Raw genomic sequence first — 24,146 nt, forward strand, 5'->3', positions numbered from 1 at the left:
GTAGTTATCCGCGATCTCCCCGGCGATCGAACTGCCCATGTTGCGCTAGGCGTTCGGGGAAGGGGCGCCGCGGCGGACCGGTCAGCCGACCCGCCGCAGCGCCCTCTCCCGTCGCGCCGCCACGCTGGAGCCCGACTCCCCGCGCGCCATCCGGCGCAGCACGACCGGGGCCACGAGCAGGCCGAGGACGGCCCAGGCCCCCAGCACCCCTGCCGTCTCCCAGTGCCGCCAGGAGTCGGCGATCTCGATGCCGACCGCGCTGTCCGGCAGCAGGGCCGAGCGCATGCCGAGGCCGAGCCAGTAGATGGGGAACACCTGGGCGACCCCTTGCAGCCAGTCCGGCAGCGCGGTGACCGGGTAGAAGATGCCCGACACGGCGATCATGCCCAGGATCGGCAGCTGGATCAGGCCCTGGCTGCGCGCACTGGTGAACACCGAGCCCAGGATCGCGCCGATCGGCAGGGTGGCGAGCATGCCGAGGAGAAGGACCCAGGTCAGGGTCAGCCAGGAGCCGGGGCCGCCGATCGCGAGGCCACCGACCACGAAGATGCCGGGGACCAGCAGGATCGCCAGGTCGGCGAGCAGGCCGCCGGACACCGAGACGACCTTGCCGACGAGGTAGCCCGGCATCCCGTTCGGCGTCGCCTTGGCGCGCAGCAAGGTGCCGTCCTCGCGTTCGGCGGTGAGCGCCTGGCTCATGCTGACCATGCCCATCGCCGCGTTCATGCCCAGGATGCTCGGCAGGGCGAGCGTGCCGAGCAGGAGCCCGCTCGTGCCGAACGCCGTGTCCCGCATGAAGAACATGACGGTCAGCATGAGCACCGGCCAGAGCAGATGCGACAGCACGTCACCGCCGTTGGTGAACGACTGACGCAGTTCGATCAGGCCACGGCCCAGCCCCGCGCGCATCGCCACGCTCGTCGCGTTCACCGGGCCGCCGCCTTCCCGGTGCCGTACGCCCCGGTCTCGCCCTGGTGTCGCACCAGTGCCATGTACGTGTCCTCCAACGAGGCCCGGTGGACCTCCAGTTCGCCCACGTCGTCGCCGTACGCGCGGAACAATCCGCGCACGAAAGCCGTCGAGTCGTCCGTCGACTTCACGAAGTGCCGCCCGCCGCACGTCCAGCGCACCTCGTCCTGCCCCGCGATCCGCCGCGCCAGGTCGTCCGCCGGGCCGTCCGCGATGATCCGTCCGCCGGACAGGATCAGGATGCGGTCGGCGAGCTTGGCCGCCTCGTCCAGGTCGTGCGTGGTGAGCAGGATCGTGGTCGCGTGCTCGTCGGCGAGGCGGCGGACGAGTGCGTGGAACTCCTGCCGTGCCTCCGGGTCGAAGCCCGCGGTCGGCTCGTCGAGGAACAGCAGTTCCGGGCGGCCCACGATGCCGATCGCCACATCGAGCCTGCGTCGCTGTCCACCGGAGAGCGTCTTGACCTTCTTGCCCGCGTGCGCGGTCAGGCCGACCGTCGCCATGAGTTCGTCGGTGTCCCACGGCCGCCGGATCGTGTCGGTGGAGTAGGGGGCGTAGTACGTCCCGAGGTGCGCGAGCAGCTCACGCACCCGCCACTTGCCGTGGTCGCGCCAGGACTGCAGGACGACCCCGATGCGCGCCCGCCATGCCTCGGTGCCGAGCGCCGGATCCGTGCCGAGCACCTGGACGCGGCCCGCCGAGCGCATGCGGAAGCCTTCCATGATCTCGATGGTGGTGGTCTTGCCCGCCCCGTTCGGCCCGAGCAGGGTGAGCACTTCGCCGTGCCGCGCCCGGAAGGTCACGTCGCGCAGCACATCGGCCGTGCCGTAGCGCATGCGCAGCCCTTCGACATCGAGCACGACGCCCTCGCTCGTCGTCGTCACGTCAACTCCTCGCCGTATCCGCCCCGTTGTTCGTTGCGATACCGGCGAAGCTACGTTGCGTTCAACAGGGCATCAATGAATTACTGGTCGAGTACCCCTATTCAATAGGGGATTTTCGAGGATTCATTGCAATGAACTTGCCGATGAACGCAAGGAGGCCCCGCCCGTGCCAGGAGGCAGGCTCACCCACCAGGACCGCCAGGAGATCGGCGCGGGCCTGACCGAAGGGCTCGGATACGCCGAGATCGCCCGGCGTATCGGCAGACCGACGTCGACCATCAGCCGGGAGGTGACCCGTAACGGCGGCCCGGAGGCCTACCGCGTCGACCACGCCCACCTCGCCACCGGCCGCCGCGCCCGCCGCCGCAGGAAGGCCCCGCACCGCGAACCGGCCATGCCTGCCGACGCGTACGGCCGGGACCCCTCTCTCGTACGCGACTTCGCCGAGCAGCTCGCGGCGCTCATGGTCAGGACGGGCGTGCCCCGCATGGCCGCGCGGGTGCTCGCCGCGCTGATCACCGACGACTCCGGCAGCCTCACCGCATCGGACCTCGTCCAGCGGCTGCGGGTCAGTCCCGCGTCGGTGTCGCTCGCCGTCGGCTATCTGGAGGGGCTTGAGGTGATCAGGCGCGGGCGGGAGCCCGGACAGCGGCGCGAACGCTACGTCATCGACGACGACGTCTGGCTCCAGGCGTGGATGACGAGCGCGCAGAAGCACGCCATGTGGGCGCAGACCGCGCAGCGGGGAGTGGAAGTACTCGACGCGGCGACGCCCGCGGGAGCCCGGCTCGCCCACATGAGCGAGTTCTTCGCGACCCTCAGCGACGACATGAGCGGCGGCACCGAAGCCGTCGACGACGCCTTGACCGTCCTTGCCGCGCTGCGGCACGCGGGCGCGCCTCTCCCGGAGGGGGAACTGGCGACCGCCCTGGGCTGGCCCCCGGAGCGCGTGGCCGGCGCCCTGCGCCACGCGGGACAGGACCGGCTCACCGCGGCACAGCTCGAGGCCGTCAGCTCTCGAAGCGGTGGCCCACGCACTGACGGCCGCCCGGCGTGATCGCCGGGCGGCCGTTCGGCGCGTCAGGCCGCGGCGCCGACCAGCGCGGGGCGCTCGGCGTCCCGCAGCCGCTCCATCAGCGAGACGCGGGCCCGCGCCACGCGCGAGCGGACCGTCCCCACCGGACAACCGGTGAGCAGCGCGGCTTCCGCGTAGGGCAGCCCCAGGAGCTGGGTGAGGACGAAGGCCTCACGTCGCTCGTCGGGCAGCGCCGCAAGCAGATCGGCGAGGACCACGCCGTCGTCGAAGCCCGGCAGGCCTCGCGGCTGGGCCCGCTCCGCGGCGGACTGCCAGTCGTCCGTGTCGCAGAGGCGGGGCCGTGCGGCGGCGTGCCGCAGGCTGTCGATCACCGCGCGCCGGGCGATGGACAGCAGCCAGGTACGGGCGGACGAGCGCCCCTCGAAACGGTGCAGGCTGCCGAGGGCCCGCAGGAACGTGTCCTGCGTCAGGTCGTCGGCGGCCTGCGGGTCGCCGCCCAGGTACGTCACGTACCGGCGGACGTCGCGATGCAGGGCGCGTACGAAGTGCTCGACCGCTTCGGGGTCACCGGCGCGGGCGGCGAGCGCCCAGGCCGTTATCGACTCGTCGGGTGAGCTGGGCAGGGCAGGAGTGATCACCTGGTGTCCTTCTCGGGATTCCGGGACCCGGACACGCCGTACGTGCGTGCGTCCGGCGGTTCCGGTGAGGGGGGTACGGCCGCACGGGAAGGTGTGCGGTCGATGCCCGAGCCGTCGGGCCGCGCGGCGAGGCGCGCGGGAACGGCGTCGGGGAACCAACTGTCAGGCGACAGCGGTTCCCGCGGGCGGACCCCGAGAAGTGATGGCGTGGACGAGGAGCAACTGCCGCGGTCGGCCCGCCGAGCGGTGACGATGGGGCCGGATGCGGGGCCGGTGGACGGGCGTGGGCAGTGCGAGGGGAACGCGCAGCGGGGCGACGATCCACCCGGCGAAGGCACGCGCGATGCGGAAGGCCGCGCGTTCACCGTGCGCGAGCCAGAGGCCGCAGAGGAGGGCGGCGAGCAGGTGGGCGGCGAGCATGCCGGTCGGCGACATGCCGCTCATGTCGTGGCCGCCTCCCATGTGACCCATGTGCTCCATGGAGCCCATCGAAGGCATGGCGGGCATGGCGGGCATGGACGTCATGTCCGACGTCGTTCCGGAGGCCGCTCCCGGCGTCGTTCCTGACGCGGGCATCGGCGCGGACATGGCCGATCCTTGCCCGCGCCCCATGGAGTCGCCGCCCATGGGCGCCGCGCAGAGCATGTGCTGCACCCACCGCCGTACGAGCGAGGCTCCGCCCGGCGGCTGCGCCGCGGCCTGCGCCAGGGAGAAACCCGAGTGCAGCGCGGTCTGCGCGGCCACCGCCACGGCGACGACCAGCGGCAGCCCCCGCTCGCGCCCGGCGAGGACCCACGCCGTGCCGCCGACTCCGACGGCTCCGGCACCCAGCGCCCACCAGGGCACGGAGATCCCCGACATCAGCACGTGCCCCAGGGCAGCGAGCAGCACGCAGGCGGCCGCGAACACCGCAGCCCGTACCGCGCGAGAACACCACCCAGCAGTCATGGCGGGGCCATCCTTGCATTCGCGCCACTCTCTTCACTGAGGGGTACGCGAAAAGGACCCGGCCCGCTCACCCGCCCCGCACGTGTGAGCCACGGCACATGAATCCGGGGGAACTTGACGGCCCTCCGCTCCGACCACTTTCCGGGGCCGCCCCTTCATCGGTCGTCACCGGAGTGCATGTCCCCCATGCCGCCGTGCTCGTGGGCCCCTCCGCCACCGTCGTGACCGGGCCCCCTGTCCGTTTCGGTCTCGGTCCGCTGTGTCGCGGGGGTGTCCGGTCCGAGGGCCGCCCCCACGGCGTACGACACCGCGAAGATCACCGCGAGCAGCGCGAGGAACCCGCAGAGCAGGGCGAGTCGGAGGCGATCACTCATCGCCGCTCTCCTGACATTTGTGAACGCGACAGCGCGGAACCGTCGCGCCCGCGCCTGTCCAGGAGTCGGCCACGGAGGCTCCCGAGTTCCCGAGTTTCCGAGTTTCCGTGAGCCCGAGTTCCCGGGAGGCGGATCGAGCGGGCCATCGCTGACGACACGATCCGGTGGCACGAGCGCACCCGGCAGAAGACCGGCTACTGGGGCGGCCTCGCCCACACGGCCGGCGGCGACCCCCGCTCGGTGTCATCGCCCGCACTCCAGACCCACCGCAACGCGGGGGGCGGCCACCTGCGCGAGCACTGCGGCAGCGGCTACGCGTCCGTAGCGCTGACCTTCCACCACGGCACGGACTACCCGGCCCCGCCCGCGGAGTTCGCCGAGGCGGTGCTCGGATCGGCCGACCTGCCCGCGTACTTCCTGGACCTGCGCACGCGGCGCCCCGCGCCGGTCGACGCCTGGCTGGACGCCCCACCAGGACCCGTGGCTCATGAGGGGCAGCCGCAGCTCAGACATGGGCGGTCGGCTCATCGGCGCCGACGGCCGCTTGGGCATCTGCGGCCAGCTGCCGCCGGTCGGAGCCGTGCAGCGGGGTGTGCGCGGTGATGTGCACCGTCAGCTCCCGCGCGCGGGCCACGCGGTGCAGCGACGCCCCGAAGGACTCGTCGCCGAGGAAGGCGGCCGTGGTGCTGCGGGTGCCGCGCTGGTAGTAGCGGATGGTCACCGGCCGCACGGGCGCGCCCGCGTCGGCCGCGGCCTGGAAGGTCGCCCGGCGGAAACGGCCGCCGGGCACAGAACACCAGGTCGTCGCCTGCGGGAAGACGACGACGGAGCGACCCGAAGCCAGCGTAGCCGCCAACTCATTGACGACGTGCGGCAGTTGACGCAGTCCGTCGCGGTCGATGAACTGCGAACCGGCCCGCCGGGCGAGCGCGCCGATGACCGGCCACTGGCCCACCTCCCGCTTGGCGAGGACCGTCACCGGTTCGACGGCGAGCAGGCTGACGACGTCGAGCCAGGAGATGTGGTTGGCGACGATCAGGGTGCCGGGACGGCCAGGGCCGCCGTTCACCGTAAGGCGCTCGGGTCCCGCCTCAACACGTACGCCCAGCGCGTCCAGGATCCCCCGGGCCCGCGCCCGCAACGCGCGGGGCTCGGCGAGCCGCTCGCCCCGCGCCACGCCGAGGCCGATCTCGTACGCCAACGCGGTGTACCGGCGGGCCATTTCGACCGAAGGCACCCGCGGCGCCGGGCCCGTGACGCAGGCCGGGGTGCACAGCGCGGCCGGGGCTCCCGCCGGGCTCATGGCGTCTCCCCCAGGAAGTAGCGGCGGTAGCGGTCACCGAGCCGGTCCATGTCGAGGAGGACGAAGAAGTCGGCGACCTCGAACTCCGGGTCGTGCGTGGGCGCCCCGCACATCCACGCGCCGAGGCGGAGGTAGCCCCTCAGGAGCGGCGGAAGGTCGGCGTAGGTGGGCCGCTCCACCGGCGGCGCGGTGGGCACCCACGGGCGCCGGGGCTGCACCCGCAGCTCGGGCGGCGACGCGTGCTTGGACGTGCCGAGCAGCCAGGCGCTGGACGCGGCCTTGCCGCCGTCGGACAGCGGCACCGAGGCGCAGCCCGCCAGATAACGGTGGCCGGAGAGCAGGACGTAGCGGGCGAGGGCCGACCACATCAGGTTGATCACCGCACCGGAGCGGTGGTCCGGGTGTACGCAGGAGCGGCCGGCCTCGATCGTGGACGACCGCAGCCCCTCCAGCGCGCGCAGGTCGAACTCGCTGTCGGAGTAGGACCGCTCGGCCCGCCCGGGAGGCAGCAGGCGGTAGGTGCCGACGACCTCGCCGGTGGTGGTGTCGGTGACGATCAGGTGGTCCACGAGGTCGTCGTAGGGGTCCACGTCGTGGCCGGGCAGTGAAGTGTGGAGCGTGGCGCCCATCTCCTCGCCGAACACGCGGTAGCGCAGGCGCTGCGCGGCCCGGATCTGCTCGGCGGAGTCGGCGATCGAGGTGACGTACGCGCTGGGGGCGGCGGGAGCGGTGGGCGTCGGGGCTGCGGGCAGGGAAGCGGCGGATGTCGAGGGCATGACAGATCCGGTCTCCGTTCGGGGAGGAGCGGTCGTGGGCCGCGGAGGGCTCAGGCGTCGCGACGCCCGAGGATCACCGTGGCCAGGGTCAGGGAGGCGGCCGTCCAGGCCGTCAGGAGCAGCAGCCCGGTGGCGGGACCGTAGAGATCCGCGTCGCCGGTCAGGAACTGCGTGCCCGCCGCCTGGGGCAGGAACTGCGCCAGGTTCGTGAGGAAGTCGAGGGGAATCGATTGGAGGATCGTCGGCACGATGAGCAGCAGCACGAACAGCACGGTGATGGCCCCGGCTGAACTGCGCACGATGACCGCGAGGCCGACGGTCAGGACACTCATGAGCATCAGGTGAACGGCGATCGCAAACACCTGACCCGCGACCTGTGCGAAGTCGGACGTCGACGCGTCCATGGCCACCGCTCCCGCCACGACCCCGAGCACGGCGAGCACGATCCCGGCGGCGAACGCGACGGCCCCCACCGTGAGGCTCTTGGCGATCAGCAGGCGTGCCCGGTCCGGCACGCACTGGAGGGTGGCGGTGATGCTTCCGGTGGCGTACTCGCCGGTGACGCAGAGCATGGCGAGGGCGGCGACGACGAACTCGACGCCGTAGACGGTGGCGAGCGTCGCCGGGTCGGCGGCCGACGCTCCCCGCCCGCCACATCGCCGAGTCCCGTGGCGTCGAGCACCTCGTCGACGCGGCGGGCGGGGATGCCGTGGCTGCGGGCCATGGCCGACAGGTGCTTGTACGCGGTGCGCCGCGGGTGCACGGACCTGGCGTCCAGGAGGGCGCCGACCTCGCGCAGGGGGTGGGTGTGGTCGGCGTACCGCTTGCCCTTGATGAGGGCGGTTCCCGATGTGGGGTGGTCGAGGCCCAGGATCATGCGCATGGTGGTGGACTTGCCCGCGCCGTTCGGTCCGAGGAATCCGGTGATCTTCCCGGGTGCCACCTCCAGGGACAGCGCGTCGACGGCGGTCTTCTCGCCGTATCTCTTGGTCAGGCTCCGCAGCGTGAGCATCGTTCCCCAACTCCCTCTCGGCGCCCACGCCTTGGATCGCGTCGGCGGTGCTGACAAGGACGCTACGAAGCGGCGCGGCCGTGGGCAGGGGACCTTGGTCAGTGACTGCCCTGCACTTTCGTCGAGTCCGAGACGGCCGGGTAGCGTGCTCGCATGATCCGAGTGCTGCTTGCCGACGACGAGGCGATGATCAGGGCCGGGGTGCGGGCGATCCTCTCCACCGCCGAGGACATCGAGGTCGTCGCCGAGGCCTCCGACGGGCGCGAGGCGGTCGACCTCGCCCTCAAGCACCGCCCGGACGTCTGCCTCCTGGACATCCGGATGCCCCGGCTCGACGGCCTCCAGGCGGCGGCCGAGCTGCACAAGGCCGCGCCCGCGACGGCCGTGGCGATGCTCACCACGTTCTCCGAGGACGAGTACATCGCGAGCGCGCTCGGCTCCGGCGCTGCCGGTTTCCTCCTCAAGTCCGGCAATCCGCGCGAGCTCATCGCCGGGGTCCAGGCCGTCGCCGAAGGCGGCGCGTATCTCTCCCCGTCGATCACGCGGCGGGTCATCTCCCGTCTGGGCGCGGGGCAGCTCGGCAAGCAGGCCACCGCGCGGGCCCGCATCGAAGAGCTGACGGCGCGCGAGCGCGAGGTGCTCGCGCTGGTCGGCGCCGGTCTGTCGAACGCGGAGATCGCCGGGCGACTGCACGTCGTGGAGGGCACGGTGAAGGCGTACGTGAGCCAGGTCCTGGCCCGTCTCGGCTTCAAGAACCGGGTGCAGGCCGCGATCCTGGCGTACGAGGCGGGGCTCGTCGGCGTGGAGTGAGGCTGCGGGGAGTGAAGCTGCGGGGAGTGCGGCCGAGGGGCTCGTCGGCGGGGAGTGAGCCGGAAGCCCTCCGGGGCGATCCCCTACTTTCGTCGGGGGCGTCGGCCGGGGTGATCGGCGATGCTGTGCGGATGCGCGGCGTACACGGCTGGCTTCCCCGGCTCCTCGACATCGGACTGTGGCTCGTGGTGTGCGCGCCACCGGTCTCGGCCGCCCTCGGTCCCGACGGACGTGACGCGGTCGTGGCGGCCGTCGGTGTCCCGCTGCTCGGGGTCGCCGTGGCGTTCAGCAGGCGGTGGCCGCTCGCGGCGCTCGCCGTGCCGGTCGGCCTGAGTCTGATGACGGACGCGGAGATGCTGACGCCCGTGTACTGGGCGGCCCTCTCCGTCTTCGGGTATCTCGCCGGCAGCCGCACGGTCGCGGTGCGGCCCGCTCTGTGGTTCTTCGGGACGGTCGCCGGGGCCGGGCTCGTGCTGTGCGCGGTGGTGTCGAGCGACCTGTGGGGCTGGCCCACGATGCTCCTGACGCTCCTGATCGCCGTGGTGCTGCCCTGGCTCCTTGGCCGCTACCGCCGCCAGTACGCCGACCTGATGGCCACCGGCTGGCGGCTCGCCGAGCGCATGGAGCACGAGCAGCAGGCCGTCGCGGACCGCACCCGCATCCGCGAACGCGCCAGGATCGCGGGCGACATGCACGACTCGCTGGGCCACGACCTGACGCTCATCGCGGTCCAGGCCGGTGTCCTCGAAGTCGACCCCACCCTCGACGCCCGCCAGCAGGCGGCCGTCGGCGAGCTGCGCGAGGCGGCCGGCGCGGCGACCGAACGGCTGCGGGAGATCATCGGCGTGCTGCGGGCCGACGACGAGGTGCCGCCGAGGGCGCCGTCGGAGGAGAGCACGGAAGTCGTGGTCGAGCGCGCGCGGGCCTCCGGCGTCGAGGTCACGCTCGAACGCTCGGGGGCCACGGATGACCTGCCGCCGATGGTGGGTCTCGCCGTCCACCGCGTGCTCCAGGAGTCCCTGACGAACGCCGCCAAACACGCGCCCGGCGCGGCGGTCCGGGTCCGCGTCACGCGGGACGGAGACACGCTGCGCCTGACGACGGTGAACGGCCCGGCCCCCGCGGGCCGCCTGCCCGGGGTGGCGTCGGGCGGGAGCGGCCTCGTCGGCCTGGACGAGCGGGTGCGCCTGGCGGGCGGCACGCTGCGCGCGGGCCCCGCCGACGACGGCGGCTTCGAGGTGACCGCCGAACTGCCCGCTACGGGGTCGGCCCCGCGCGCGGTCGAAGCGCCCCGGCCGACCACCTCGGCCCGTGAACTGGAGCTGGCCAAGCGGCAGATCAGACGGCGGCTCACACAGGCGGTCCTCGCGCCGCTCGCGGTACTCGCCGGGATCCTGCTGCTCATGATCCCCCTCAGCCTGGTCAGCTCGTCCCTGTCGGTGCTCGACCGGGACGTGTACGACGGCCTGACGGCCGGGGACCCGCGCGGCGAAGTGGAGTCCCGGCTGCCGCAGTACACCAGGGACGGCCCGCCGGACGGCGCGCCCGCGACGCCGCGCGGCCAGGACTGCGTGTACTACAGCACCAGCCTCATGTCGTCCGACGGCTACCGCCTCTGCTTCGCCGACGGGCGGCTCGTGTCCAAGTCGGTCGTGGGTGTGGGCGAGGGCGACTGAGGGAGCCCGCTCGCACCCCCACCGCCCACCAACCGCCGCGCGCCGTGTGTGACCGTACAGACTCAGGCAGCACCCGCGAACGAGAGGCAGTCATGGCGACGACGCACCACGAACCGGCCGGTCAGCTCCCTCTGGCGGGCATCACCGTCGTCTCCCTGGAGCAGGCCGTCGCCGCGCCCTTCGCCACCCGCCAGCTGGCCGACCTCGGCGCCCGCGTGATCAAGGTCGAGCGGCCGGGCGGCGGTGACTTCGCCCGCCGCTACGACACCACGGTGCACGGCCAGGCCAGCTACTTCGTCTGGCTCAACCGCTCCAAGGAGTCCCTCACCCTGGACCTCAAGTCCGACGAGGGCAGGCAGATCCTGCACGAACTCCTCGCGGGCGCCGACGTGTTCGTGCAGAACCTCGCCCCTGGGGCGGCCGACCGCCTCGGCCTGGGCGCGGACGAACTCCAGGCCCGCTACCCGACGTTGATCCCCTGCACCGTCAGCGGGTACGGAACCACCGGCTCCTGGGCGGACCGCAAGGCGTACGACCTGCTCGTGCAGTGCCAGACCGGGCTGCTCTCGCTGACCGGCACACCCGACGAGGCGGTACGGGCGGGGATCTCGGTCGCGGACATCGCGGGTGGGATGTACGCCTACAGCGGCATCCTCTCCTCGCTCTTCACCCGGGCGACCACGGGGCGCGCACCGGCCGTGGAGGTCTCCCTCTTCGACGCGCTCGCCGAGTGGATGAGCCAGCCCGCCTACTACACGCGCTACGGCGGCACGCAGCCGCCGCGCGTCGGCGCTCGGCACGCGACGGTCGCGCCGTACGGGCCGTTCACCGCGTCCGACGGGAAGGACGTCCTGCTGTCCGTGCAGAACGAACGCGAGTGGGCCGCTCTGTGCGAACAGGTCCTCGGACGGCCCGAGTTGACCGATGACCCACGGTTCGTCACCGGCTCTCACCGGGTCGCGCACCGCGACGAACTCGACGCGATCATCTCGGCGCGCTTCGCCGGACTCGGCAGCGAGGAGGCGATGGAGCTGCTCGACCGCGCCAACATCGCCAACGCGGGCGTCAATTCGGTCTCCGAGTTTCTCGACCACCCCGCGCTCAGCGAGCGCGACCGCTGGCGGGACATCGCGATCCCGGGCAGCTCGTCCCCCGTGCAGGCGCTGGTGCCGCCCGCGGATCTGAGCGGCGTCGCCCCTCGCATGGACCCGGTTCCGGCCGCGGGCGAGCACACCGAGCGGATCCTCGGGGAGCTGGGGCGCGGCCCGGACGACATCGCGCGGCTGCGCGCGGACGGAGTCTGCCGGTGAGCCACGCGCACCTCTGAGCCGGGCCCGGGTCAGGCGACGCCGAGCCCTTCGAGCACTACCGCGTTCGGCAGCTCGGCGAACGCCTTGCCCGGCACGATGAGTTTGCCCCGGCGGCGGCCACTGCCGATCAGGACGTACGGCAGGTCGACGACGGCGGCGTCCACGAGCAGCGGCCAGGCGGCGGGCAGGCCGATCGGGGTGATGCCGCCGTACTCCATGCCGGTCTCGCCGGTCGCCGTGTCCATCGGTGCGAACGAGGCCTTGCGGGCGCCGAGTTGGCGGCGCACGACGCCGTTCACGTCGACGCGGGTGTGGGAGAGCACCAGGCACGCGGCGAGCGATGCCTCGCCGCCGCGCTTGCCCGCCACGACGACGCAGTTCGCGGACTGCTCCAGGATGTCCTGGCCGTAGTGCTCCACGAAGGTGGCGGTGTCGGCCCACCGCGGGTCGGTGTCGACGACGAGGACCTCGTCGGCGGGGACGGTCCCGCTCCAGCCACGAACGGCGTCGGCGACCGGTGCGATCAGCAGGTCGAGGGCCTCGGGCGCGGGGCGGACGTCGTCGAAATCTCCCATGGGTGCACGCATGGCGGCACGCTAACAGGCCGCTCCGGCGCGGACTTGGGGTGTCTCACGGTGCGGGCGCCGGCCCGGCCCGGCACGTCTCTCGTCGGCTCAGTACGACGCCGCGTGCGCCGGCGGCACCGACACCGACATGGTCATCTCGACGGGCTCGGAGCCCTTGTTGTGATAGCCGTGCCCCACGTTCGCCTCGAACGACGCGGACGACCCGGCGGGCACGAGATGCTCCACGCCGTCGACCAGGAGCGTCAGTTCACCCGCGGCGACGTGCAGCAGCTCCATGGTCCCCGGCGGGTGCGCGTCGGAGTCGCTGCCGTCGCCGGGTGCCAGCTTCCACGCCCACAGCTCGAAGGGGCCACGCGCCTCGGTCCCGACGAGCAGCGTCGTGCTGCTGCCCGCCTCCGTGGACCACATCCGCACCGCCTGCTCCGGCGGTACCAGTCGGACGTGCGGGCCCTGCTCGTAGTCGAGGAGCGTGGTGATGCTGACGCCCAGGGCGTCGGCGAGCTTCACCGTTATGCCGACGCTGGGGTTGGTCCTTGCCTGCTCGATCTGGATGATCATGCCGCGGCTCACGCCCGCGCGGGCCGCGAGCGCGTCGAGCGTGAAGCCCCGCTCCGAGCGCCAGCGTTTGAGGTTGCGCGCGAGCGACTGGGTCAACTGGTCGAGGTCCGACACATTCCGTCCAATATTTTGGATGACAGCGTTCAGAATAGTGAACTACGGTGTGGTGCACCTAGAGGTTCACCACACTGTACTGCGAGGATCTTCGATGACAGCACTGTTCGCCTTGGCCACCAGCCTGATGTACGGGCTAGCCGACTTCGGCGGCGGACTGCTCACCCGACGCATCCCCGCGCTCACGGTCGTCGTCGCCTCACAGACCATCGCCGTGATCGTCCTCGGCGTGATCGTGGTCGCCACGGGCGGCTGGACGGAGTGGGGGCCTCAGCTGTGGTTCGCGGTGGCCGCGGGACTCCTCGGCCCGGTGGCGATGCTCGCCTTCTACAAGGCCCTGGCCATCGGCCCGATGAGCGTCGTCTCCCCGCTCGCCTCCGTGGGCGTCGTCGTACCGGTGGCGGTCGGGCTCTTCCTGGGCGAGCGGCCGGGGGTCCCGCAGTTCGCCGGGCTCACCGTCGCCATCGTGGGGATCGTGCTCGCCGGCGGCCCGGAACTGCGCGGCGCCCCCGTGCAGCGGCAGGCGGTCCTGCTCACGCTGCTCGCGGCCTTCGGCTTCGGCGCGGTGCTCGCCCTCATCTCCGAGGCGTCGAGCAACCTGACGGGGCTGTTCCTCGCTCTGTTCGTGCAGCGCGTGACGAACGTGGCCGCGGGCGGGCTCGCCCTGTTCGTCTCCGTGAGGCGCGGCGGCATCGCGCTCCCCGAGGGCACGGGCATGAGCCTGATCTGGGCGGCGCTCCCGGCACTCGCCTTCGTGGGCCTCGCCGATGTAGCAGCCAACGGCACGTACTCGATCGCCGCACAGAACGGCCCGGTAACCCTGGCCGCCGTACTCTCCTCGACCTACCCGGTGATCACCGCGCTGGCGGCACGGGCGGTACTGAAGGAAAGGCTGCGGGGGATTCAGGCGGCGGGGGCGGGATTGGCCTTGGTGGGCACGGTACTGCTGGCCAGCTGAAACGAGCCCTTTTAGGGGCGCGGGGAACTGCGCGACGAGCCACGACGCACCCGCAGTCGAGGCAAGCAGCGAACTACCCCTCCAACTCCCCCAGGGCAAGAAGCTGTTCCGGTGTGACCCCGTCAGGAATGGGCACAGGCGCAGGAGTCCGCAAAGGCGGCTGCCACCCCGCCTCGGGGTCCCACGTCCGCACGACACGAGCGGGGGCTCCCGCGACTACCGCGTGGTCAGGGACGTCACCCCGGACAACGGCACCCGCGGCGACCACGACATTGCGGCCAAGCCTCGCCCCCGGCAAGATCACCGCGTTCGTGCCGATCCAGCAGCCGGGCCCGATCTCCACGGGCTCCATCCGCGGCCACTGCTTGCCGATGGGCGTGTGGGGATCGTCGTACGAGTGGTTCGTGGACGTCACGTACACCGTCGGCCCGAAGTAACAGTCGTCGCCGATCGTCACCGTCGTGTCGGCGATGACATGGCTGCCGCGGCCGAGCACGACGCCGTTGCCGATGCGCAGGATCGGATCGGGTCCGAGGTCCAGGTCGGGCATCATCCCTGCGGTGAGCGTGACCTGTTCGCCGATGATGCAGTGGTCGCCGATGCGGATCCACGGCTCACCGAAAACGGTCCCCTGCGGGAAGGCGAGCTTCGTGTCCTGGCCGAGCGCGCCGAACCGGAGCCGCCCCGGCCGCTGGGCGGTCACCGCACCGGTCCGCTGCACCCACGCCCAGCCCGCGTGCACGGCGCGCTGAGTGGCGCGGCGCCGCCAGTCGGCGACCGCGGATGAGAACGTGTTCCTGTTCTTCGGCACGGGCTCACGTTACTCAGCCCCGCGTGCCCCGGTGAGCCCGGACCCCTGTGATCTTCACCCCACACGGTGGCGGACATGCCGCCGTCCCGTACGGTTCCGCCAGGCGCGAGACACGTACGAATGGAGAAATCCGATGGGCCACGAGGCACTCATCACCGGGTTCGGCGGCAAGAACCCGAAGATCGATCAGGACGCCTTCACCGCGCCCACCTCTGTGATCATCGGCGAGGTGACGCTGCACGCGGGCGCGAGCGCCTGGTACGGGGCGGTGCTCCGCGCGGACGGCGGGCCGATCGTCGTGGGCGCCGACAGCAACATCCAGGACAACTGCAGCCTCCACGTCGACCTGGGCTTCCCGATGACGATCGGCGAGCGGGTCTCGGTCGGCCACAACGCCGTACTGCACGGCTGCACGGTCGAGGACGACTGCCTGATCGGCATGGGCGCGACCGTGCTCAACGGCGCGGTGATCGGCGCCGGTTCGCTGGTCGCGGCGCAGGCGCTCGTGCCGCAGGGGATGGTCGTGCCGCCCGGCTCACTCGTCGCGGGCGTCCCCGCCAAGGTGCGCAGGCCGCTCACCGACGAGGAGCGCGCGGGCGTCACGCTCAACGGCACGATGTACGTCGAGCTGGCCAAGGCCCACCGGGACGCCCACGCCGAGTAACTCCGGAAGTGCTTCAGTCGGCGGCAGGAACGGGCACCCGCTCGGCCGCCGTCGACGCACTGCTGCTCGCCTCAGCCTCGGAATGCGCCGCCGCGGACTTCTTGGCGCGGCGCTTGACGAGCAGCATGGAGCCGACGCCGATCAGCACGGCGATGGCGAGGCCGAAGTACGAGAACCGCTTGAGCCAGTCCTCGGCGACGACACCGATGTAGTAGATGACGGCGGTGGTGCCGCCCGCCCAGACGATGCCGCCCAGGACGTTGGCCACGAGGAACTTCCAGTACGGCATGCGAAGGACGCCGGCGAGGGGTCCCGCGAAGATCCTCAGCAGCGCGACGAAGCGGCCGAAGAAGACCGCCCACATGCCCCACTTCTGGAAGGACCGCTCGGCGCCGGCGACGTTCGCGGCACTGAAGTGCTTGGGGAATTTCCGTTCGAGCCGCGCAAGCAGCGGCCTGCCGCCCTTGCGTCCGATCGCGTACCCGATGGAGTCGCCGATGATGGCGCCCGCGGTGGCGCAGATCCCCAGGACGACGGGGTCGAGCTCGCCGTGCTGCGAGGAGAGCAGCGCGGCGGAGACGAGGACGATCTCACCCGGCAGCGGGATGCCCAGGCTCTCCAGACCGATGACCACGCCCACCAGCGCGTAGATACTGACGGCCGGTACGGTCTCCAGCCATTCCTGGACGTGCAACGCCGGTTCCTCCTGTGCTGATGTGCCTGTACCCGGCATGCGCGTTCCCCCCAAGATCGCGCACGCCGGGCAGCCTACCCGCTCACCCGGCGTCGGCCGGGGCGGAGTCCCACAGGTCGCATCGGTGTTCCCTGGCCACGGTGCCGCTCAGCTCGTTCCCGCCCGCGGAGGCGGTGCGCAGCGAGAGCACCTGGCCCGGCTGCGTCCGCTGGTCGGGCGCGGTGACCTGGCCCTCGGCGCGCGGCGCGCCGCCGTGGATGAACGAGCCCCAGTACTGGACCATCTGCCGGGCGAGAAGCCGCTGCTCCGCGTCGAGGGGTGATGCGAGCCCGAAGTGCTTGAAGAGGTACTGCACTTCGTTGACGTGGGTCGCCCCGAAGTCGAACGTCTCGCCCGCCTCGCGGATGGAGGCGAAGGGCGGCGAGGTGCGGTCGGCGAACTCATAGGCGTAGACGGGGCCGCGGCCGGCGAGCGTCCTGTCCATGCGCAACGCCGGGCAGGCGAACATCACGTCGCCCTGGGCCGCCGCGTACGCGTGCGTCGGCGATGCGTGCTCGGACAGCGGGTAGCGCTCCAGGACCTCGGCGCCCAGCTCCGCGCCGTACATCCGGGTGAGCGCGCCGGGGTACTGCGCCGCGGTGAGCGGCTTGCCCTGGCCGTCGAACTGCCCGTAGGCGAAGAGCCGCCCTTCGTCGCTGTTCGCACCGTTCAGGACCGGCACGCGCGAGGCGCTCCCGTCCCTGTACGCCTCCTCCGGCTGGACCGGCAGGAAGTCACCGCCCGCCACCGGTCCCCAGTCGAACCCGGCCTGCGCCGCGAGGATCTCCTTCGCGGGCTTCTTCCGCAGGCAGGCGATGGCGGTCGCCGGGTCGGGGCAGCCCGCCTTCTTCGCGAAGGCGGCGCCCTGTGTGAGCGCCTCGTCGCGCTGGCGGGCCGCGCAGTCTCCGTAGGCACCGCTCTGCACGATGCCCGCGCGGTAGAGGCCCTTGGCGGTGGGCGACGCGAGCTGGGTGCAGACGGAGCGGCCGCCCGCGGACTCGCCCGCGATGGTGACGCGCTGCCGGTCGCCGCCGAACGAGCCGATGTTGGCGCGGACCCAGCGCAGGGCGGCCTGCTGGTCGAGCATGCCGTAGTTGCCCGAGACGCGGTCGGACGCCTCACCGTCGAGGCTCTTCCCGGCGAGGAAACCCATGGCGCCCAGACGGTAGTTGACGGTCACGACCACGGTGCCGGTGCGCCGGGCGAAGGCGTCGGGGACGATGTCCTCCCCCGCTCCCGCGGTGAGCCCGCCGCCGTGGAACCAGACCATGACGGGACGCTGCTTGTACTGCCCCTTGGGCGCGTACACGTTCAGGTCGAGGCAGTCCTCGGTGTGGCTGGGATTCTCGTAGCCGGGGTCCCAACTCGCCGTCTGCACACACCGGTTGCCGAAGGAGTCCGCATTGCGCACGCCCTGCCAGGACTTGGCGGGCCTGGGCTCCTTCCAGCGCAGGTCGCCGACGGGCTGCCGTGCGTACGGGATGCCGAGGAACTGCCGCCCCTCTGCGGTGGATTGACCGCGCAGCCAGCCCGCGTCCGTACGGACGAGTGTCCCGCCGCCCTTCCGGGACTCGTCTTGCGCGGCGGCCTGTGCGGTGTACGGAGTGAGCATGGCCGTGGCGGCGGCCATGACGACCAAAGCGGACACACAACGCCTCGTTCTTCTCAGCCGGCTCATGCGGCGACTCCCCTGGATGACGTCGACCCTCTGGCGGCGGAAAACTATGACCGTCGTTGACTCGTGTCAATGAGTTGAACGGAGAGCCGGGGAAAACGGCGGGAAGAAGTCAGAAGAAACGGCGCTCCGGTCGGGACCCCCGTGGCCCGGCCGACGCGACGCCGCTGTGTTCAATGAACGTACGGAAGCCAACGCCCGTACGCGACTCAGTTATTGGGACGCAGCGTCCACACGACGGTCATCTCGCCGGTGACGGCGCCGTCCTCGCGCTGGATCTCGATCGCCACCGGGAACTCCGGCCGCTGCCCCGCGTCCAGTTCGGCGACGACCTCGGCGGCCGGGCGGCCGAGCGTCGCGGTGGCGGTCACCGGCCCCATGGCGAGCTTCCGGTACGCGATGTCGGCGCGGACGGCGAGGGGCACGGCCCGCGAGAGCTGCTCACCGAACGCGGCGAGCACGATCGCACCGCTCGCCGACTCCCCCAGCGTGAACATGGCTCCGGCGTGCGGCCCGCCGACGTGGTTGTGGTAGTCGGCCTGGTCGGGCAGGGCGACCACGGCCTTCTCGGGCGTGGTCTCGCGGAACTCGAGGTTCAGCGTCCGGGCCATCGGCACGGTGGCGGCGAGCATCTCGCCGATCGACATCTGGTCAGCGCTCATGACCAGGATGTTACCCACCGGTAGCGTTTTTTGGCCAGGAGCTCGCTCCACGTAGATCGCGGTCACCTATCGTTGCGCCTCATGTGGCCAGGAGAACAGCCCGGCAGCGGGCCCCAGCAGCAGCCGAATCCGTACAAGCAGCCGGGGTACCAGCAGCCGGCGCCGTGGAACGCCCCGACCGTGCCGGGTGGCGCGCCCCAGGCGCCCGGGGCCCCGCAGGGCAACGGCGGCGGCAACCGGACGAAGGTCATCGCGATCGCCGCCGCCGCCGCGGTCGTGGTGGCCGCCGGTGTCACCGGCTTCCTGGTCCTGGGCGGCGACAAGGACGACAGCGCGAAGCCCGACCCGGCGAAGGCCACGTCCGCCGCCCCGAGTCCGACCGGGTCGGACGAAGCCGACTCCCGGGGTGTCGGAGGCGGGCCGAAGCCGACGATTCCGGGCTGGAAGACGGTCACGAACGCCGAGCGCGGCATCGCCTTCGACGCGCCTCCCGAGTGGGAGCTCAAGTCGAGCGACTGGGTGGACGCCGTCGGAGAGGCCGACGACGAGGACAGCATCCTGATCGGGATGAAGTCGCCCGCGGCGCTCAAGCAGAAGTGGTGCGCGAGCGATCCCGACCGGGACGGCGTCAAGGACTACACGCCGCTCGCGGAAGCCGGCAGCAAGGGCAACCGCAGCGCGAAGAGCACCGAACAGATCGCCGCGAAGGACTCGGCGACGTGGGTGTACGGCCTGTACTCCCAGCCCGACCGGAAGAGCGTCAAGACCAGCGCGGTGGAGCCGTACACGACCAAGTCCGGCATCAAGGGCAGCTTCGCCACCTCCTCGGTCTCCGGGGTCGAGAACGACGACAAGTGCCGCACGGACGGCAAGGCGGCCACCTTCGGCTTCAGGGATTCCCGGGGGAAGTTGGTGTCGTGGTCGTTCTTCGGCGCCAAGGGCGTGGCCGAGGAAGTGCCGGACACGACGGTCAGGAAGATGCTGAGCACGGTCCGCGAGTACGACACCCGGCCGAAGTCCTGAGCGAACGGCCCCTCCGATACCCCGTATCGTTTCCGGCCATGTGGCCAGGACAGCAGCCGCCCGGGGGCGAGCAGAACCCGCAGGACCAGAATCCCAATCCGTACCAGCAGCCGGGGTACCAGCAGCCGAACCCGTATCAGCAGCCGGGATACCAGCAGCAGCCGCACTCGGGTGCCTACTCGCAGCCGGAGCAGCCGCAGTGGGCCGCGCCCACTCCACCGCCCATGCCGCCTCAGGGCGGCGGTCAGGGCGGGGACGGGAACAAGACGAAGATCACCGCGATCGTCGCGGCGCTCGCCGTCCTGGTGGCCGCCGGTGTCACGGGTTTCCTCGTCCTGGGTGGTGACAAGGACGACGAGGCGGACGGCAAGCCGGAGAAGAAGGCTCCCGCCAAGTCCGCGTCCCCGAAGCCGAGCCCGACCGACGACGGCGGCAGCGAGCGCGGCACGGGCAACGACCCGAAGCCGACGATCAAGGGCTGGCAGGTCGTCGTGAACCCCAAGTGGGGCACCGCCTTCGACGTCCCGGCCGACTGGGAGGTGCAGACCCCCGGCACCTTCATCGGCTTCGAGGACAGCGAGAAGGACGACGGCAGCGCGCTCATCGGCATGTCCGCGCCCGCGTACTACAAGTCCAAGTGGTGCACCTCGGACGACGACAAGGACGGCACGAAGGACGACACCGCCCTCGGCGCCGTCGGCACCAAGGGCCAGAACGGCGCGAAGAACACCAAGGACGTCGCGCGCAACGACTCCGCCTGGTGGGTCTTCGGCGGCTACACGGACCAGAAGAAGGCCGACAAGAAGAAGATCAAGATCGGCAAGGTGGAGTCGTTCACCACCACGTCGGGCATCAAGGGCAGCGTCGCGACGTCCACGACCTCCGGCGCGGCCGGGAGCGACAAGTGCGACTCGGACGGCAAGGCCACGACGTTCGCCTTCAAGAACTCCGAGGGTGAGTACGTCGCCTGGTCGCTGTACGGCGCCAAGGGCGTGAAGGACGAGATCCCCGACGCCACGGTGAAGAAGATCCTCGGCACGGTGCGCCTGCACGGTGACGCCGAGGAGTCCTGAGCCGCTGAGGGGCCCCTGCCCCGTACAGAATCGGTTTGGCAACTCGGTGTCCCGGCGGGGATAGTCCCCTGGTGACCACTCCCGCCGCCGCGCGCCGACCCGCCTGGGCCGGGCGCAACTACAGCCTGCTGACCGCCGCCGCGATCGTGACCAACCTGGGCAGCCACGGCGCCCTGATCGCGGCGGCGTTCGCGGTTCTCGACTCCGGTGGTGACGGCGGGGACGTGGGTCTGGTGGCGGCGGCGCGCACGCTGCCGCTCGTGCTGTTCCTGCTCATCGGCGGCGCCGTCGCCGACCGCCTGCCGCGCCACCACGTGATGGTCGCGGCCAACGCGCTCAACTGCGTCTCGCAGGCGGTCTTCGCGGTGCTCGTCATCTCCGGCACGCCCCCGCTGTGGTCGATGATGCTGCTCACCGCGCTCGGCGGCACCGGCCAGGCGTTCTTCGGCCCGGCCGCCGAAGGCATGCTGATGTCGACGGTCAGCGGGGAACAGGCGAGCCGCGCCTTCGCGCTCTACCGCATGGCGATGCAGGGCGCGGGGCTCGGCGGCGCGGCGCTCGGTGGTCTCATGGTCGCCGCGATCGGGCCCGGCTGGGTGCTCGCCGTGGACGCGGCGGCGTTCGCGGTGGCCGGAGCCCTGCGGTCGTTCCTCGACGTGAGCCACATACCGGCGCGGGGGCCAGGCGGCGGGCTGCTCTCCGATCTGCGCGACGGCTGGCGGGAGTTCATCGGCCGGCCGTGGCTGTGGGCGATCGTCGCGCAGTTCTCCGTGGTGGTGGCGGTGGTCGGCGCGGCCGAAGCGGTCTTCGGGCCCTTGGTCGCCCGGGACGATCTTGGCGGCGCCGGACCCTGGGGGCTCGCGCTCGCCGCGTTCGGCGCGGGCACGGTCGGCGGTGCGTTCCTGATGATGCGGTGGAAGCCCCGGCGTCTGCTGCTCGCGGGCACCCTGTGCGTCTTCCCGCTCGCCGCACCGTCGGCGGCGCTCGCGGTTCCCCTGCCGGTGTGGGGTCTGGCGGCGGTGATGTTCGTCAGCGGCATCGCGATCGAGGTGTTCGGCGTCTCGTGGATGACGGCGATGCATCAGGAGATCCCCGAGGAGAAGCTGTCGCGCGTCGCCGCGTACGACTGGTTCGGCTCGATCGCGATGGTCCCGCTCGCCACGGCTCTCGCGGGCCCCGCGGAGCTCGCCTTCGGGCGTTCGGCCTCGCTGTGGGGGTGCGCGGCGCTGGTGGTCGTGGTGACCGCGCTCGTGCTGTTCGTCCCCGACGTACGCAATCTGACGCGGCGCACGGCGTCGAAGGAGGTCGCCAAGGTGGCCGCTCCCGTCGGCGCGCCCCCGGCCAAGCCCATGATCGAAACCCCGGTCGAGCTTCCCGTCGAACTCCCGGCCGACCCCGCGGACGCCCCCTCGGCCGCACCCCCGGCCGACCCCTCAGCCGATGCTGAAGGCCCCGTCCGGCGGCTCGGGTGAAGCCACGGCGTCTGCGTCCCGCACCGGCTTCGCGTCACCGATGAATCGCCGCAGCGCGGCCCCGTACTCGACACGCGCTGGGAAGATGTCACCCGCGGCGCGCCGGGCCAGCGCCTCGACCTCGATCGCTTCGTGCGAGGCGACGAGCACCGCGTTGCCGAAGCGGCGTCCCCGCAGCACGGTCGGCTCGGCGATCAGCGCGACCTCCCCGAACACCTCGGCGAAGGTCGCGAGCTGGGAGCGCAGGAAGCCGAACGGCGCCCCGTCGGCCAGGTTCGCCGCATAGACCCCGCCCGCGCGCAGGACCCGCTCCGCGGCGCACGCGTAGGCCACCGACGTCAGATGGGCGGGCACCCGCGAGCCGCCGAAGACATCGGCGACGAGTACGTCGGTGCTGTCGGGTGCCGCCGCTTCCAGCCACCCCCGGGCGTCCGCTCCGTGCACGGTGATCCCGGAGTCCGCGGGCAACGGCAGCCGCTCGGTGACCAGTTCGAGCAGTCCCCGGTCCGCCTCCACGACGTCCTGGCGCGAGCCGGGCCGGGTCGCGGCGACGTACCGGGGCAGCGTGAGCGCGCCGCCGCCGAGGTGGATCACGTCCAGGGGGTGGTCGGGATCGTCGGCGGTGTCCAGGACGTGGGCGAGCCGCTGCGCGTACTCGAACTCCAGATGGGTCGGCGCGTCCAGATCGACGTACGACTGAGGCGCCCCGTCGACCGTGAGCAGCCAGGCGCGGGCCCGGTCCACGTCCGGCATCAGCTTGGCGGTGCCGTGGTCCACGTCCCTGATGACGGGTATGGCCTCATCCGCGCGTTCGTCATCATTCACCGCTCCATTGTGCCCGCCTCCCCCGGGGGCGGATCCCCCCGCGGGAGGCGGGCACCGGACGTCAGCCGACCTCGGTCACCGTGCCCGCGCCGACGGTGCGGCCGCCCTCGCGGATCGCGAAGCCGAGGCCCGTCTCCAGGGGCATGTCGCGGCCGAGCTCGACCGTCATGGTCACGGTGTCGCCCGGCCGGGCCACCGCGGCCTCGCCGAGGTCGACGTCGCCCACCACGTCCGCGGTGCGGAGGTAGAACTGCGGCCGGTAGCCGGTCGTGATCGGCGTCGACCGTCCGCCCTCCTTGGTGGAGAGGACGTACACCTGGGCGGTGAAGCGACGGCTTGGACTGACGCTCCCCGGCTCCGCGACGACATGCCCGCGTCGTACGGCGTCGCGCGGCACACCGCGCAGCAGCAGCGCCACGTTGTCGCCCGCCTGGGCGGACTCCATGGGCTTGCCGAAGGTCTCGAGCCCGGTGACGACGGTCTCCGTCTCCGCGCCGAGCACCTCGACCCGGTCGCCGACGCGCACCTGGCCGCGCTCGACGGCTCCGGTGACGACGGTCCCGCGCCCGGTGATGGTGAGCACGTTCTCCACCGAGAGGAGGAAGGGCGCGTCGACGTACCGCTCGGGCATGGGCACATAGGTGTCCACCGCGTCGAGCAGCGCCTCGATGGCGGCGGCCCACCGCGGGTCGCCCTCCAGCGCCTTCAGCCCCGAGACCCGTACGACCGGGACGGAGTCGCCGCCGTACCCGTGCGTGGAGAGCAGCTCGCGCACCTCCAGCTCGACGAGGTCCGTGAGCTCCTCGTCACCCGCGTCGGCCTTGTTGAGGGCGACCACGATGTGGTCGACCCCGACCTGGCGGGCAAGCAGGACGTGCTCGGCGGTCTGCGGCATGATCCCGTCGAGCGCGGAGACGACGAGGATCGCCCCGTCCAGCTGCGCGGCGCCGGTGACCATGTTCTTCACGTAGTCGGCGTGGCCCGGCATGTCCACGTGGGCGTAGTGCCGGGTGTCGGTCTCGTACTCGACGTGCGCGATGTTGATGGTGATGCCGCGCTGGGCCTCCTCGGGGGCCCGGTCGATGCGGTCGAAGGGAACGAACGTGCCGGTGCCGCGCTCGCTGAGGACCTTGGTGATGGCGGCGGTCAGGGTGGTCTTGCCGTGGTCGACATGGCCCATCGTGCCGATGTTGAGGTGGGGCTTGGTACGGATGTATGCCGTCTTGGACATGGCGGTTCCTTCGGGGGAACTCGAAGC

At 71.9% G+C, this 24,146-nt stretch carries 26 protein-coding genes and 1 pseudogene; 10 read left to right on the forward strand and 17 right to left on the reverse strand.

The window, feature by feature from the left end; all coding sequences use genetic code 11:
- Positions 1–81: 81 nt before the first annotated feature.
- Both AC5P1C_RS18885 and AC5P1C_RS18890 read right to left on the reverse strand, forming a co-directional pair.
- A complete protein-coding gene (locus tag AC5P1C_RS18885; protein WP_493867101.1) occupies positions 82–909 on the reverse strand; it encodes an ABC transporter permease in 828 nt (275 codons plus the stop codon).
- Between the two features lie 17 nt (positions 910–926).
- Complete coding sequence (locus AC5P1C_RS18890; RefSeq protein ID WP_493867102.1) at positions 927–1,802, reverse strand: ABC transporter ATP-binding protein; 876 nt, start codon at positions 1,800–1,802, stop codon at positions 927–929.
- Positions 1,803–2,016: 214 nt separating this feature from the next.
- Here AC5P1C_RS18890 and AC5P1C_RS18895 point away from each other — a divergent pair, with 214 nt between their 5' ends.
- A complete protein-coding gene (locus AC5P1C_RS18895) occupies positions 2,017–2,907 on the forward strand; it encodes a GbsR/MarR family transcriptional regulator (RefSeq protein WP_493867019.1) in 891 nt (296 codons plus the stop codon).
- 23 nt (positions 2,908–2,930) lie between these two features.
- Here the strand turns inward: AC5P1C_RS18895 and AC5P1C_RS18900 are convergent, their stop codons facing one another.
- The 3 genes from AC5P1C_RS18900 to AC5P1C_RS18910 form a co-directional block, all read right to left on the reverse strand.
- Entirely contained in the window at positions 2,931–3,524 is a 594-nt protein-coding gene (locus AC5P1C_RS18900) for a sigma-70 family RNA polymerase sigma factor (RefSeq protein ID WP_493867020.1), read from the reverse strand.
- A gap of 162 nt (positions 3,525–3,686) precedes the next feature.
- Positions 3,687–4,472 carry a hypothetical protein gene (locus tag AC5P1C_RS18905; protein WP_493867021.1) on the reverse strand — a complete coding sequence of 262 codons (786 nt, stop codon included), beginning with the start codon at positions 4,470–4,472 and terminating at the stop codon, positions 3,687–3,689.
- Between the two features lie 155 nt (positions 4,473–4,627).
- A complete protein-coding gene (locus AC5P1C_RS18910; RefSeq protein WP_493867022.1) occupies positions 4,628–4,846 on the reverse strand; it encodes a hypothetical protein in 219 nt (72 codons plus the stop codon).
- Positions 4,847–5,005: 159 nt separating this feature from the next.
- Here AC5P1C_RS18910 and AC5P1C_RS18915 point away from each other — a divergent pair, with 159 nt between their 5' ends.
- On the forward strand, positions 5,006–5,449 hold the full coding sequence (locus AC5P1C_RS18915; protein WP_493867103.1) for an erythromycin esterase family protein: 444 nt from the start codon (positions 5,006–5,008) through the stop codon (positions 5,447–5,449).
- On the opposite strand, the gene AC5P1C_RS18920 is transcribed toward AC5P1C_RS18915, so the two are convergent.
- The 4 genes and pseudogenes from AC5P1C_RS18920 to AC5P1C_RS18935 form a co-directional block, all read right to left on the reverse strand.
- The gene (locus AC5P1C_RS18920; RefSeq protein ID WP_493867023.1) at positions 5,352–6,149 is read right to left on the reverse strand and encodes a lysophospholipid acyltransferase family protein; all 798 of its coding nucleotides are present in this window, start codon (positions 6,147–6,149) and stop codon (positions 5,352–5,354) included. The two genes, AC5P1C_RS18915 and AC5P1C_RS18920, sit on opposite strands and share 98 nt — an antisense overlap.
- Positions 6,146–6,925: a GNAT family N-acetyltransferase gene (locus AC5P1C_RS18925; RefSeq protein WP_493867024.1), complete on the reverse strand. Its 780-nt coding sequence runs from the start codon at positions 6,923–6,925 to the stop codon at positions 6,146–6,148. Before AC5P1C_RS18925 ends, AC5P1C_RS18920 begins: the two co-directional genes overlap by 4 nt.
- 50 nt (positions 6,926–6,975) lie before the next feature.
- A complete protein-coding gene (locus tag AC5P1C_RS18930; RefSeq protein ID WP_493867025.1) occupies positions 6,976–7,440 on the reverse strand; it encodes a hypothetical protein in 465 nt (154 codons plus the stop codon).
- A 134-nt stretch (positions 7,441–7,574) separates the two neighbouring features.
- Positions 7,575–7,937: pseudogene (locus AC5P1C_RS18935) on the reverse strand (ATP-binding cassette domain-containing protein); the annotation flags it as partial.
- Between the two features lie 153 nt (positions 7,938–8,090).
- Here AC5P1C_RS18935 and AC5P1C_RS18940 point away from each other — a divergent pair.
- The 3 genes from AC5P1C_RS18940 (at position 8,091) to AC5P1C_RS18950 (ending at position 11,733) form a co-directional block, all read left to right on the forward strand.
- Positions 8,091–8,747 carry a response regulator gene (locus tag AC5P1C_RS18940; RefSeq protein ID WP_493867026.1) on the forward strand — a complete coding sequence of 219 codons (657 nt, stop codon included), beginning with the start codon at positions 8,091–8,093 and terminating at the stop codon, positions 8,745–8,747.
- Positions 8,748–8,878: 131 nt separating this feature from the next.
- Positions 8,879–10,423 (forward strand): sensor histidine kinase, encoded by a 1,545-nt coding sequence (locus tag AC5P1C_RS18945; RefSeq protein WP_493867027.1) that lies wholly within the window; start codon positions 8,879–8,881, stop codon positions 10,421–10,423.
- A gap of 92 nt (positions 10,424–10,515) precedes the next feature.
- The gene (locus AC5P1C_RS18950) at positions 10,516–11,733 is read left to right on the forward strand and encodes a CaiB/BaiF CoA transferase family protein (protein ID WP_493867028.1); all 1,218 of its coding nucleotides are present in this window, start codon (positions 10,516–10,518) and stop codon (positions 11,731–11,733) included.
- 29 nt (positions 11,734–11,762) lie between these two features.
- Here the strand turns inward: AC5P1C_RS18950 and AC5P1C_RS18955 are convergent, their stop codons facing one another.
- Entirely contained in the window at positions 11,763–12,320 is a 558-nt protein-coding gene (locus AC5P1C_RS18955; protein ID WP_493867029.1) for a YbaK/EbsC family protein, read from the reverse strand.
- An 87-nt stretch (positions 12,321–12,407) separates the two neighbouring features.
- Positions 12,408–12,992, reverse strand: coding sequence for a helix-turn-helix domain-containing protein (locus tag AC5P1C_RS18960; protein ID WP_493867030.1), 585 nt, complete (start codon positions 12,990–12,992; stop codon positions 12,408–12,410).
- 94 nt (positions 12,993–13,086) lie between these two features.
- On the opposite strand from AC5P1C_RS18960, the gene AC5P1C_RS18965 reads away from it, so the two are divergent.
- Positions 13,087–13,950 carry an EamA family transporter gene (locus AC5P1C_RS18965; protein ID WP_493867031.1) on the forward strand — a complete coding sequence of 288 codons (864 nt, stop codon included), beginning with the start codon at positions 13,087–13,089 and terminating at the stop codon, positions 13,948–13,950.
- A 73-nt stretch (positions 13,951–14,023) separates the two neighbouring features.
- On the opposite strand, the gene AC5P1C_RS18970 is transcribed toward AC5P1C_RS18965, so the two are convergent.
- Positions 14,024–14,761 (reverse strand): acyltransferase, encoded by a 738-nt coding sequence (locus AC5P1C_RS18970; RefSeq protein WP_493867032.1) that lies wholly within the window; start codon positions 14,759–14,761, stop codon positions 14,024–14,026.
- A 133-nt stretch (positions 14,762–14,894) separates the two neighbouring features.
- Between AC5P1C_RS18970 and AC5P1C_RS18975 the strand changes: the two genes are divergently transcribed.
- On the forward strand, positions 14,895–15,425 hold the full coding sequence (locus tag AC5P1C_RS18975; RefSeq protein ID WP_493867033.1) for a gamma carbonic anhydrase family protein: 531 nt from the start codon (positions 14,895–14,897) through the stop codon (positions 15,423–15,425).
- A 13-nt stretch (positions 15,426–15,438) separates the two neighbouring features.
- Here AC5P1C_RS18975 and AC5P1C_RS18980 read toward each other — a convergent pair whose 3' ends face one another.
- The 3 genes from AC5P1C_RS18980 to AC5P1C_RS18990 all read right to left on the reverse strand — a co-directional run bounded on the left by AC5P1C_RS18980 (position 15,439) and on the right by AC5P1C_RS18990 (position 18,480).
- Positions 15,439–16,119: a DedA family protein gene (locus AC5P1C_RS18980; protein ID WP_493867034.1), complete on the reverse strand. Its 681-nt coding sequence runs from the start codon at positions 16,117–16,119 to the stop codon at positions 15,439–15,441.
- Positions 16,120–16,201: 82 nt separating this feature from the next.
- Positions 16,202–17,806: a carboxylesterase/lipase family protein gene (locus AC5P1C_RS18985; RefSeq protein ID WP_493867035.1), complete on the reverse strand. Its 1,605-nt coding sequence runs from the start codon at positions 17,804–17,806 to the stop codon at positions 16,202–16,204.
- A gap of 236 nt (positions 17,807–18,042) precedes the next feature.
- Positions 18,043–18,480, reverse strand: coding sequence for a DUF4442 domain-containing protein (locus AC5P1C_RS18990; protein WP_493867104.1), 438 nt, complete (start codon positions 18,478–18,480; stop codon positions 18,043–18,045).
- A 96-nt stretch (positions 18,481–18,576) separates the two neighbouring features.
- On the opposite strand from AC5P1C_RS18990, the gene AC5P1C_RS18995 reads away from it, so the two are divergent.
- The 3 genes from AC5P1C_RS18995 (at position 18,577) to AC5P1C_RS19005 (ending at position 22,063) form a co-directional block, all read left to right on the forward strand.
- Positions 18,577–19,518 (forward strand): DUF8017 domain-containing protein, encoded by a 942-nt coding sequence (locus tag AC5P1C_RS18995; RefSeq protein WP_493867036.1) that lies wholly within the window; start codon positions 18,577–18,579, stop codon positions 19,516–19,518.
- A gap of 38 nt (positions 19,519–19,556) precedes the next feature.
- Complete coding sequence (locus AC5P1C_RS19000; RefSeq protein ID WP_493867037.1) at positions 19,557–20,591, forward strand: DUF8017 domain-containing protein; 1,035 nt, start codon at positions 19,557–19,559, stop codon at positions 20,589–20,591.
- A 71-nt stretch (positions 20,592–20,662) separates the two neighbouring features.
- Entirely contained in the window at positions 20,663–22,063 is a 1,401-nt protein-coding gene (locus AC5P1C_RS19005; protein ID WP_493867038.1) for an MFS transporter, read from the forward strand.
- Here AC5P1C_RS19005 and AC5P1C_RS19010 read toward each other — a convergent pair.
- Both AC5P1C_RS19010 and tuf read right to left on the reverse strand, forming a co-directional pair.
- Positions 22,025–22,816, reverse strand: coding sequence for a spermidine synthase (locus AC5P1C_RS19010; RefSeq protein ID WP_493867105.1), 792 nt, complete (start codon positions 22,814–22,816; stop codon positions 22,025–22,027). The genes AC5P1C_RS19005 and AC5P1C_RS19010 overlap by 39 nt on opposite strands.
- Before the next feature lie 133 nt (positions 22,817–22,949).
- On the reverse strand, positions 22,950–24,119 hold the full coding sequence (tuf, locus tag AC5P1C_RS19015) for an elongation factor Tu (RefSeq protein ID WP_493867039.1): 1,170 nt from the start codon (positions 24,117–24,119) through the stop codon (positions 22,950–22,952).
- Between the last annotated feature and the right edge of the window lie 27 nt (positions 24,120–24,146).

This window comes from Streptomyces sp. A18 (assembly GCF_059026065.1).

What these genes read in the sequence shown, in the direction of transcription:
- AC5P1C_RS18905 (WP_493867021.1), bottom strand. Translation starts at nt 4,472, where the DNA reads ATGACTGCTGGGTGGTGTTCTCGCGCGGTACGGGCTGCGGTGTTCGCG.
- AC5P1C_RS18990 (WP_493867104.1), bottom strand. Translation starts at nt 18,480, where the DNA reads ATGTCGATCGGCGAGATGCTCGCCGCCACCGTGCCGATGGCCCGGACG.
- tuf (WP_493867039.1), bottom strand. Translation starts at nt 24,119, where the DNA reads ATGTCCAAGACGGCATACATCCGTACCAAGCCCCACCTCAACATCGGC.
- AC5P1C_RS18925 (WP_493867024.1), bottom strand. Translation starts at nt 6,925, where the DNA reads ATGCCCTCGACATCCGCCGCTTCCCTGCCCGCAGCCCCGACGCCCACC.
- AC5P1C_RS18955 (WP_493867029.1), bottom strand. Translation starts at nt 12,320, where the DNA reads ATGCGTGCACCCATGGGAGATTTCGACGACGTCCGCCCCGCGCCCGAG.
- AC5P1C_RS18940 (WP_493867026.1), top strand. Translation starts at nt 8,091, where the DNA reads ATGATCCGAGTGCTGCTTGCCGACGACGAGGCGATGATCAGGGCCGGG.
- AC5P1C_RS18945 (WP_493867027.1), top strand. Translation starts at nt 8,879, where the DNA reads ATGCGCGGCGTACACGGCTGGCTTCCCCGGCTCCTCGACATCGGACTG.
- AC5P1C_RS18975 (WP_493867033.1), top strand. Translation starts at nt 14,895, where the DNA reads ATGGGCCACGAGGCACTCATCACCGGGTTCGGCGGCAAGAACCCGAAG.
- AC5P1C_RS18950 (WP_493867028.1), top strand. Translation starts at nt 10,516, where the DNA reads ATGGCGACGACGCACCACGAACCGGCCGGTCAGCTCCCTCTGGCGGGC.
- AC5P1C_RS18885 (WP_493867101.1), bottom strand. Translation starts at nt 909, where the DNA reads ATGCGCGCGGGGCTGGGCCGTGGCCTGATCGAACTGCGTCAGTCGTTC.
- AC5P1C_RS18995 (WP_493867036.1), top strand. Translation starts at nt 18,577, where the DNA reads ATGTGGCCAGGAGAACAGCCCGGCAGCGGGCCCCAGCAGCAGCCGAAT.
- AC5P1C_RS18910 (WP_493867022.1), bottom strand. Translation starts at nt 4,846, where the DNA reads ATGAGTGATCGCCTCCGACTCGCCCTGCTCTGCGGGTTCCTCGCGCTG.
- AC5P1C_RS18965 (WP_493867031.1), top strand. Translation starts at nt 13,087, where the DNA reads ATGACAGCACTGTTCGCCTTGGCCACCAGCCTGATGTACGGGCTAGCC.
- AC5P1C_RS19010 (WP_493867105.1), bottom strand. Translation starts at nt 22,816, where the DNA reads ATGCCGGACGTGGACCGGGCCCGCGCCTGGCTGCTCACGGTCGACGGG.
- AC5P1C_RS18890 (WP_493867102.1), bottom strand. Translation starts at nt 1,802, where the DNA reads ATGCGCTACGGCACGGCCGATGTGCTGCGCGACGTGACCTTCCGGGCG.
- AC5P1C_RS19000 (WP_493867037.1), top strand. Translation starts at nt 19,557, where the DNA reads ATGTGGCCAGGACAGCAGCCGCCCGGGGGCGAGCAGAACCCGCAGGAC.
- AC5P1C_RS18920 (WP_493867023.1), bottom strand. Translation starts at nt 6,149, where the DNA reads ATGAGCCCGGCGGGAGCCCCGGCCGCGCTGTGCACCCCGGCCTGCGTC.